Origin of the sequence: Moraxella sp. CTOTU49097 (genome assembly GCF_032064105.1) — a bacterium.
GTDB lineage: Bacteria > Pseudomonadota > Gammaproteobacteria > Pseudomonadales > Moraxellaceae > Faucicola > Faucicola osloensis_B.
In genome coordinates, this window is sequence record NZ_DAMBOA010000026.1 from 1 (window position 1) to 9,797 (window position 9,797).

Below are 9,797 nucleotides of genomic sequence, written 5' to 3' on the forward strand. Positions count from 1 at the left end.
GGTGGCCGTACTGTAGGTGCGGGTGTTGTTGCTAAAGTTAACGACTAATCGTTAGTAAGCATACAAAAGAGTCACTTAGGTGGCTCTTTTTTTATGCCTAAGCTTTTGTTAACCGGTTAATTTGCCAATAAAATTCACTATTGGTTAATATTGGTTTAGGTTGTTTTAGACAATAAAAAAGCCAAGCGCTAAGCTTGGCTAAATGATATACCGCTAAATACTAGTGTAGACCGCTGATATAGTCAGACAATACTTTGATATCGTTATCCGATAATTTTGAGGCTACGATTTGCATCATGCCTTTATCACCTTTCTTAGCTGCATCATTCATACGCACTTGTGATGGGTCGGTTACATCGTCTTCACGACCCGCTGCACGAAATAGTTTTAATTGGGTTGCGATATAAGCTGAATGTTGACCGCCAATACGTGGGAAAGCGGCTAAATCGTTACCATTGGCTTTACCGCCGTGACAGCCTGCACAAGGAATCACACCGCGCGTGCTATTACCACCGTAATACAATTTTTGCGCCGTTGCTGCGTAAGCAGGATTGGCATAACCTACCCCCCAACGTGGTTGACTTGCAAAATAACCTGCCACATTCGCCATGTCTTGGTCATTTAATTTTGCCACTTGCGCTGACATGATAGGATTGACACGCGCACCTGATTTGAAGTTGGTTAGCTGTTTATAGAGATACTTAACGTTTTGTCCGCCAAGGTTAGGCTGTGCAGGAACAGTACTAACGCCATTGACGCCATGACAAGCACCACAAACTGATTCAGCAATAACCTTACCTTTGGCAATGTCATATTTTGGTACGGTAACAGCTGCAGAACCGCTTACGCTGGCAATTAAAAGGCTTGCGGCAGTGAGTATTTTTTTCATCGGTAACAATTCCTACTAAAGCGTGTTGGTTATGACTCACAATGAGCTAGCGACAAAGGTATTACTTACACAATATCAAAGCAACACCCAGTTATCATCATATATATTTATTGCTTTAACACTGGTGAATGTATCTACTAAGTTACAATATTATAGCAAGACAACCATGCGCTTGTCTGCAAAATTTGTAGGCTACCCCACCAATGAACACTAATCATGTGGCTAATACGACATTTAAGTTAGCTTAATGACTTTGCAACACCGAGGGTTTGGTCGATTACAGTGATGGTGATGATTAAAACCATAATCGAATAATTGATATGGCTGATTATTATGCCATAACTCGATAATCATGTAAAAGTCATTTGCGAGTTGGCAAGCGGTTTTCACTACAAAAAATATCTCACAAAACAGCGCTAGCAAGTGCTCAAAATTTTGGGTTATGGGTATTTGCTGATACAATAGCGCTTTAACATTAAGATTATGTGCTGATGATGGATTCTACTAACACCCTTGCGCCAACTGCGATTACTGACGATAGTGATGCGGCAAAACGCTGGTTGCATCAAACCCAATTTATGCTGTCTGCCCCTACCTTTAAACTGTGTCCTGCCGATACGGGTCGCGAAGTTGCTTTTGCTGGCCGCTCAAATGCTGGTAAGTCCTCTTGCATTAATGCATTGACCCAGCAGCGTCAGTTAGCACGTTCCTCCAAAACCCCAGGTCGCACCCAAATGATTAACTTTTTTAATATGGGCAATTTGGATCAGCGGTTGGTGGATTTGCCGGGGTATGGCTATGCCGCCGTGCCCGAGGCGATGAAAAAAGAATGGCAGTCAGAGCTGGAAAAATACCTAATTTCGCGTAAAAGCCTTGCCGGTTTAGTGCTGCTCACAGACATTCGCCATCCACTAAAATTCTTTGATGAGCAAATGCTACACTGGGCAAAAGACGGTGAGCTTGAGGTTCATGTGCTATTAACCAAAGCCGATAAGCTCAAATATGGTGCTGCCAAAAACACACTACAGCAAACCCGCAATCAGCTTAATAAATTAAAATTGCCGTTTAGTATTCAATTATTTTCCGCCCAAGATAGAATTGGGCTCGAAGAACTGTCATTAAAACTTGGCAATTGGCTGGCGCTACCCGCGCAGGATGAGCCAACGGATAATGAACCTACGTTAGCCGTCTAATGGTTAAGATGGTTTAAACTGATTGGCGTCTTGTACTTGGTTGATTTGCTGATTCAGCAGTGCCAGCAAAGATTGGTTACTAGGTAGCTGCTTTGCTAACGATTTGGCTTGGGTCAGTGATGTCACCGCGTCTTTTAGCTCATTGCGCCATAGCTCGCCATACGCGCGATAGCGTAATGTATTGATGCGATGAATCAGTTGCTCATTGCCGCTACGATGTTTTGCCAGTAGTTGACTGGCTTGTTGCAATCGATCCCAAACCATGACATCACGGGGATTTTGCTTGGATAAGGGTTGAAGCAGCGCTAATACTTGTTGACCACTTTCTGCCGTAGGTCGATATTTTAAATAAATATCACTCAGATAGCGTGGCACATCTGTGCGCTCAGGATAAACAGAGGCGAGTTGCTGCAATTTAGCAATTGCCACATCGACATTGCCTTGCTGCGCCGCTAACTGGCTAAATGTCACGACTGCTAGCGGATTGGCGAGCGTGTTGATGTCCTTGTCAAAATCCTGCATTAAACTTTGTGCGGCCTTGGGTTGTCCGTTATCAAGATAATAATTAATCAGCGCAAGTTTGGCACCTTTACTGGTTTTTGCCCCTTGTTCCAAATCGGCTTTGTTGACTAGATAGCCATAGTAGCGAGCACGCCACTGGATTTGTTCAAACAGTTGCGCGCGCTGCTGTTGAATAGATTGATAACGGTTTGACGCCATATTGGCCTGGCTATCGCGCTTATAAGTTGCGACTCGCGCCCTTGCTTCACTAATTCTATCTGCGGTGAGCGGATGGCTTAAAATAAAACTGGGAATCAAGGTGTTGCTTTTGACAGGGTTTTGTTGGTCTAGGGTGGCAAAGAAACTGGGCATGGCATTGACATCATAGCCCGCTTGGTTCATGATTTGCATGCCAATACGGTCGGCTTCTCGCTCTTGCCCACGGCTATAGGAGGCAGCAGCGTTGGCTGACATTGCCTGAGAGCCTAGCATGACAGCAGCAGCGGCATCACCATCCCCAACTTTGGATGCTGCGACGCCCGCCAAAAGACCGCCTACCTGCATCAGTAGCTGTTTGGTCTTTTCATCATTGCGATGTTGATAATGGCGCTGGCTGACATGGGCAATCTCATGCGCGACGACGCTCACTATTTCATCCAGACTTTTGGCTTTATCCAACAAACCGACATTGATACCGATAAGCCCAGAGGGTACCGCAAAAGCATTGATTTGCTTGTCATTGATAATCACCAGCCCCATGGGTGCGTTGAGACCTGCCACCGCATTGATTTGCCACACAATTTGTTCAAGCGATTGCTGCAACCAAGGGTCTTTTATCAGCGCTGCATTGCCGTTAATTTGTCGAAGCGCCCACTCACCGACTTGGCGATTTTGCTCGGTATCGATGAGCGCTTGCCCATTGTCCATAGAGGCTAATTGACCATTGACTTGGGTAGGCTCAGTAGTTGCAATCATGACTGGATTAAAAGCAGGCGCACTTTGGTAGGAAAAGTTATCTACCGCAAAAACTGCTGTTGACAGGGTACTTAATACAGCTACTACGGGCGTTTTTCTAAATAAATAACTAGCAGATAAATAACTAGCAAGTGGATTGATGGGCATGCGCGACCTTTGACAGCAAATTAGCTTAGAATGATGTTTAAAAAAATGATATTTAAAAAAGGTAAATGCTAAATAATACTGCTCAATATACAAATTTCAGCAGCTTTAAAAAGCCAAATTTTGTAATGATATCTTGCTACAATCTACCGACTACTGAGTGAATGATAAAGGTTAAATTTTCAAAAATATAATCCTAACTTTGATTTATCTCAATCGTCTACACTTGTAATTTAGCCTATAATAACTATCTAACACACTTTGAATTTTCGACTAGCGACTTTATTACCATGACTGCTTCTTCTCAGATTACGCTAAATCCTGCCTTACTCTCAGATGACGCCTTTTGCCAAGATTGGGGGTTGTTTCACTCAGGCGAACATAACGATATCCACATCAATCCTCAAATCGAGCACTATGTAAATGGTAAAGGACTCGCCTGCCCGATGCCGCTGCTTAAACTTAAAATGGCACTAAAAAAGACCGCGTTGGGTCATGCGGTGTATCTGACTGCAACCGATCCTAATAGCAAGCGTGACATCGCAGCTTTTTGTCAGCATGCCGGATATACCCTAGTGCAACAGACATCAATCACACCGTCTGAAAATACAATAGACACAATCTTTCACTCGATCATAACCAAAAATTGCTAAACGCCTCTTACAAAAGAGCTGGCTTTAAGGCATACTAAATAACAGAAATTAAAGGACAATTGACAGGCTATTTCATGGCTACAAAGACCAAAACAACGACAATAAAAAAGACTGCCAACGCAAAAAAATCGACCAAGCTTGACGATAAGCTCAATAACTATCCACACGCTGCATTTGATGACATCGATGACGACGAACTCGATGAATTTGACGAGCCAGACTTTGATAGTTTAGGTGACGACGATATTGATCTTGCACAGCTCCCTGATAGTTATGATGACTATGATGAGTTGTTGGACGAGGCTGATGACGACTATGACGATGAGTTTGCTGAAAAACCAAGAAAAACTGCATCGCGATCCCGTCAAAAGAAAGCCATGACCAATGCCCTTGTTCCTACCATGCCGACTGCGTTATCTGCCCCTGGGGTGAATTTAGGCGCGTATATCAACGCGGTTCATCAAATTCCTATTTTGACGGCAGAGCAAGAACAGGAGCTAGCGCATCGCTATACTGACGAAGGGGATGTAGAAGCAGCCCGACTGCTGGTTATGTCGCATCTGCGGTTTGTGATTCACATTGCGCGCAGTTACTCTGGCTATGGTTTGCCACAAGGCGATTTGATTCAAGAAGGCAATGTCGGCTTGATGAAAGCGGTGAAACGCTTTGACCCAAACAAAGGCGTGCGCTTGGTGTCTTTTGCAGTGCATTGGATCAAAGCTGAAATCCATGAGTTTGTGATTCGCAACTGGCGTATCGTCAAAGTCGCGACCACCAAAGCGCACCGCAAGCTGTTTTTTAACTTGCGCTCACTGAAAAAAACCAACAACCAGTTAACGCTGGAAGAAGCCGAAGCGATTGCCAAAGACTTAAATGTTACCGTCAAGCAAGTGCTAGAGATGGAAAGTCGTCTGACTTCGTATGATGCATCGTTTGAAGCACAAAGTGATGATGAAGACGAAGGTCGCTATGCACCGCAGTATTTTTTAGAAGATGCGGCTGACCCAGCCGATATGGTAGAAGATGCTGATTGGGAAGAAAATAACAATTCAGCCTTGATGGAAGCGATGGAAGATTTGGACGATCGTTCGCGGGATATTGTACAGCAGCGCTGGCTCAATGAGCAAAAAGCGACCTTGCACGAGTTGGCGGCGGAGTATAATATCTCCGCGGAACGGGTACGCCAAATTGAAAAAAATGCCATGGATAAAATCAAAGAAGCCATGTTAGCCAATACCCATTTGCAGTTGGATTAAACGTCATGAATTGGTTAAGTGTTGGTGCGATAAATATGGCAGTGGCGGTCGCCTGTGGGGCGTTTGCCGCACATGGGCTTAAACCGCGTTTGTCAGCCGAGCAAATGGCTTGGTGGCAGACGGGTACACAATACTTTTTTTATCACGCGCTTGGGTTGTTGATTGTTGGTATGTTATTGCGTATAAACCTCACCTCCCCTACTATCGCGTGGGTTATGCAACTGGGTATTGTGCTTTTTACAGGTTCGCTATATTTGATGGCTTTGGGGATGCCACGTTGGCTCGGGGCAATTACCCCGATTGGCGGCACGCTGTTTATTATTGCATGGATTTGGCTTGCGATCAGTGTTGCTAAGCACACTTCATCAGTTTAACCCTATTTAACCATGACAGAAAGCGTAACAAAACAGGAAGCGAAATAATGCCACAAGTGACTTTAAATGGTGACGTCAAACAAACGTTGCATCAAAATCTCTTACTACTATTGAATGAAATGGGGCAAACCCAAGGTCGTTTTGCCGTTGAAATCAACGGTGAATTGATTCCAAAAAGCCAATTGGCAAATGTCACCTTGCAAGATGGTATGAACATTGAAGTGGTGCAAGCGGTGGGCGGTGGCTAATAATATCAACGTAAAAAAGCGGGTAACTTACCCGCTTTTTTGTTTTTGCGTTGAACTAATTTTTGGTCATGGCTAATAAACGATTGGCGGTTAACCCATGTAAAAACACCGACATTGCAATCATTACCACACAAATGACCCAAATTTTTAGCGCTTCATCACTGGTAAATACGCCTTTATTCATCGCATAGGCGATATAATACAATGTACCAATCCCGCGAATGCCCAGTCCTGCGGTTACCCAGCGTTCATTGCGACTCATCCCCAGATTACTTAGGCTAAAATAACCCACGATGGGACGTATCAAAAATATAAACGCCAAACATACCACATACACTTGCCAGCTAGGGGTAACATCACTCGCTAACGCTTGACCCACCAGCAGTCCCAAAAATACCATCACGAGCGACATCAGCAAACCTTCAATTTGCTCAGCAAAATCATGCAAGCCTTCATGATATTCATGTTCACATTCTGAGCGCCGAAGGGTTAACGCGGCAATAAATACGGCAATAAAACCATAACCATGCACAAACTCTGTGATGCTATAAGCCAGTAACATCAAGGCTAACACCATATAACTTTGCTCGACTTTATCAGGATATGCCTTGGTAAATAGCCAGTTTGCCAAAAATTTACCGACGCAGTAACCCGCAGCCACCCCTGCAATGATTCGCCATAACACATCATAACCCAACCAATGCAGCCAATCTCCTGCACCAAAACCCTGATTGAGTGACACTGCCGTAGCAATCGCTATCGCTAAATACACAAACGGAAATGCCAGTCCATCATTGAGACCCGCCTCTGAGGTGAGGGTAAATCGGGTCACATCTTCCTGTCTTTCGGAGTTGGGTGGACCGACTTGGATGCTTGCCGCTAATACAGGGTCGGTTGGCGCTAGCACCGCACCGAGCAAAATAGCCGCCGCCATACTGAGTCCAAAAATGTAATGCCCCATCAATGCCATCGCAGCGATACCCACTGGCATCACAATCACCAACAGCCTTAAGGTCGGTTGCCACGTTTTCCAATTGAGCGGACTATCGAGTTTGATACCACAACCGACCAACGAAATCAGCACCACCACTTCTGTAACTTTCTCGATAGGAACGCCATAATTAAGCGGATTAATTCTAGGCAGTCCCATAAAAAAATACCCTAGCAGTGCGCCAAAGGTAATTTGTATCATAGGTAGGGATATCGAAAGCTTGCGCGGTAGCACAGGAAAAAATGCCCCGATTAAAAACGCCAACCCTAAAAAAAGTAAAATCAAATTATAGTGTTCAAGCATACCTGTGTACCAAGATAAGTTGCCAAAAAAGCTTGGCAACTTGGTTTATATCATTTTGGTTTACATCAATTCAAATAACTGGGAGTAAAAATAGTTGCTATTGAGCAATTATTGCTAAGCCACGTTACTGCGTAAAAGGTTTATCCCTTATGAATCCATTATGCAAAAAGGTCGGCATGCCATCAACCATTGCTGTTTAGCAAAATACCAAGAGATTTGTTAACAGTTCGAGAGTTGAGTTAAATTTAAAAATTTAGTTATATTTGAAAATTTAGTTATATTTGACGGCTTAGTTAAATTTGAGAATTCAGCTAGAAAAGATTTTGACTGACCCTCTAAGCCCAACATTGCGGTCAAAACCGCACTTTACGCTGCGTAGAAGAACCGATGTTCATACCTTCTCGGTATTTGGTCACGGTACGACGGGCAATATCAATACCTTTATCTTGCAGGTTCTTCATAATACTACTATCAGATAGCGGTTTTTTGGGGTCTTCTGCCTCAATCATTTGCTTGATCATCGCACTGATAGCAGTTGAAGAGATGCCTTCCCCCTCATCACTACTGACTTGACTTGAAAAGAAATATTTTAGGCTAAATAGCCCTTTGGGGGTAAGAATGGTTTTGCTGGTAGTAATACGAGAAACGGTTGACTCATGCAAGCCCACTTCATCCGCCACATCTTTGAGTACCATCGGCTGCATTGCCATGACGCCTTGCTCAAAAAAAGCCTGCTGACGTTTGACGATACAAGTTGCAACTTTTAGTAGATTTTGATTACGCTCTTCGATACTACGGATAAACAGCCGCGCATCATACAGCTGCTCTTTTAGATAAACGCCTTGCTCGCTGTTGTCATTGCGACTGACAAGCTTGGCATACACTTGGTTAATACGCAGTTTTGGCAAGGTTTCTGGGTTTAGGCTGACTTCCCAATGCTGCCCTCGCTGCACCACAATGACATCAGGAATGTCGTAGCTTTCAATGCCATTATCGAGCTGGCGCTGTGATTTTTCATAAGACAGTGCAGGATTGGGGTTTAATGTGCGTAATAAGGCAAGCGCAGGCTGAATCTCAGAGACATCAAGATTGGATGATTTAAGCAGCGCATTGATGTTATTGTTGGCAAAAAATTCTGAATGCATCAAGATTTGCTTGGCTGCTTGCCAAGAGGGGGTATCACTCGGCAATTTATTGAGCTGAATCAGCAAGCATTCTGCCAAATTTCTCGCGCCAACGCCCAGTGGCTCGCAGTTTTGTATCTGCTTAACCACAAGCTCAATGTCTTCAAGCGCCAAGTCCACGTTTTCAACTTGATAAAATGATAACATGGTATCAAAACTTTGAAATAGCTCATCATTTGATAACGTGATAAAACCGCGCTCGTCCATGCTATCAATCAGATACTCCGCCATCAGCATATCGATGGTGGAAAGCCTTCTTAAATTCAGCTGCCAACGGACATAATCTTGAATATTTCCTTGCGTGGCAAGCTTATAATCATCCTGACTGTCTTCGCTATCAATGCCCGTGGTTGCCGAAGATTCATAGCTATAAATATCATCCCACTGTGCATCCACTGGCATGTCGATTTGCTGGCTGGTAAGATGCTCGCTACTATCTATCCCGTCTAAGCCAAATTCCTCATCATAGCGGTAATCGCTGTCTGCATAACTATCCCTATGCTTGTCATCATAACTGTCGCTGTCACTGTAACTATCACTTGGGCTATGATTTGCATACTCATGCACTGCCGAGGATTCACTGTGCTCGGGATAGTCTTGGCTAGCAGAAGCAGGATAAAAATCATCCGACGCTAGATAATCTTCCAACACCTCAGTTTCATGACGGGTATAGTCATCTAAATCAGCTTCAGACAACTCAACACCTTCTACTTGATAGTCATCATAGTCATAGTCATAGTCGTTATCTGTATCGTGTTCTGGATAGTTTTCGCCATCGGGTAAGTTATCGTCGTCTTCATAAGACGTCTCCCACTCTTCTTCACGCTCAAGCAGGGGGTTGCTATCGAGTTTAAGCTGCACTTCTTGTTCAAGTTCAAGACTCGATAATTGCAGCAAGCGAATTGCCTGCTGCATTTGTGGGGTGAGTGTCATCCCCGTCGTTAGCTTTGCCCCAATACCAATTTTCATAACGCGTTTTTTTAAGCCTTATTCTAATGAGGTTAGTTTAGATGGTGTGTCTATGGTGTGTTCATGCTCTGCTAGGTTGCTAGTTTAGTATTGTTTCAACAAGATATGCTAGTATTT

9 protein-coding genes are annotated in these 9,797 nt (G+C 43.9%); 5 read left to right on the forward strand and 4 right to left on the reverse strand.

Translation table 11 applies throughout. The features are described 5' to 3' along the window. Nucleotides 1-220 precede the first annotated feature (220 nt). The gene (locus RT064_RS10025; protein ID WP_313063161.1) at nt 221-889 is read right to left on the reverse strand and encodes a c-type cytochrome; all 669 of its coding nucleotides are present in this window, start codon (nt 887-889) and stop codon (nt 221-223) included. A gap of 491 nt (nt 890-1,380) precedes the next feature. Here RT064_RS10025 and yihA point away from each other — a divergent pair, with 491 nt between their 5' ends. Beyond that, the gene (gene yihA / locus RT064_RS10030; RefSeq protein ID WP_313063162.1) at nt 1,381-2,082 is read left to right on the forward strand and encodes a ribosome biogenesis GTP-binding protein YihA/YsxC; all 702 of its coding nucleotides are present in this window, start codon (nt 1,381-1,383) and stop codon (nt 2,080-2,082) included. A 3-nt stretch (nt 2,083-2,085) separates the two neighbouring features. Here the strand turns inward: yihA and RT064_RS10035 are convergent, their stop codons facing one another. Then, nucleotides 2,086-3,705 (reverse strand): M48 family metalloprotease, encoded by a 1,620-nt coding sequence (locus tag RT064_RS10035; RefSeq protein ID WP_313063163.1) that lies wholly within the window; start codon nt 3,703-3,705, stop codon nt 2,086-2,088. Nucleotides 3,706-3,992: 287 nt separating this feature from the next. On the opposite strand from RT064_RS10035, the gene RT064_RS10040 reads away from it, so the two are divergent. The 4 genes from RT064_RS10040 (at nt 3,993) to thiS (ending at nt 6,233) form a co-directional block, all read left to right on the forward strand. Then, nucleotides 3,993-4,355 carry a sulfurtransferase TusA family protein gene (locus RT064_RS10040; RefSeq protein WP_313063164.1) on the forward strand — a complete coding sequence of 121 codons (363 nt, stop codon included), beginning with the start codon at nt 3,993-3,995 and terminating at the stop codon, nt 4,353-4,355. A 74-nt stretch (nt 4,356-4,429) separates the two neighbouring features. After that, a complete protein-coding gene (gene rpoH / locus RT064_RS10045; RefSeq protein WP_313063165.1) occupies nt 4,430-5,611 on the forward strand; it encodes an RNA polymerase sigma factor RpoH in 1,182 nt (393 codons plus the stop codon). 5 nt (nt 5,612-5,616) lie between these two features. After that, a complete protein-coding gene (locus RT064_RS10050) occupies nt 5,617-5,985 on the forward strand; it encodes a DUF423 domain-containing protein (protein ID WP_313063167.1) in 369 nt (122 codons plus the stop codon). A 47-nt stretch (nt 5,986-6,032) separates the two neighbouring features. Beyond that, nucleotides 6,033-6,233, forward strand: a complete 201-nt coding sequence (gene thiS, locus RT064_RS10055) for a sulfur carrier protein ThiS (RefSeq protein WP_144918115.1) — start codon at nt 6,033-6,035, stop codon at nt 6,231-6,233. 55 nt (nt 6,234-6,288) lie between these two features. Here thiS and RT064_RS10060 read toward each other — a convergent pair whose 3' ends face one another. Together RT064_RS10060 and RT064_RS10065 are read right to left on the reverse strand one after the other, a co-directional pair. Then, on the reverse strand, nt 6,289-7,527 hold the full coding sequence (locus RT064_RS10060; protein ID WP_313063168.1) for a cation:proton antiporter: 1,239 nt from the start codon (nt 7,525-7,527) through the stop codon (nt 6,289-6,291). 353 nt (nt 7,528-7,880) lie between these two features. Then, the gene (locus RT064_RS10065; RefSeq protein ID WP_313063169.1) at nt 7,881-9,680 is read right to left on the reverse strand and encodes an RNA polymerase factor sigma-54; all 1,800 of its coding nucleotides are present in this window, start codon (nt 9,678-9,680) and stop codon (nt 7,881-7,883) included. Nucleotides 9,681-9,797: the final 117 nt, after the last annotated feature.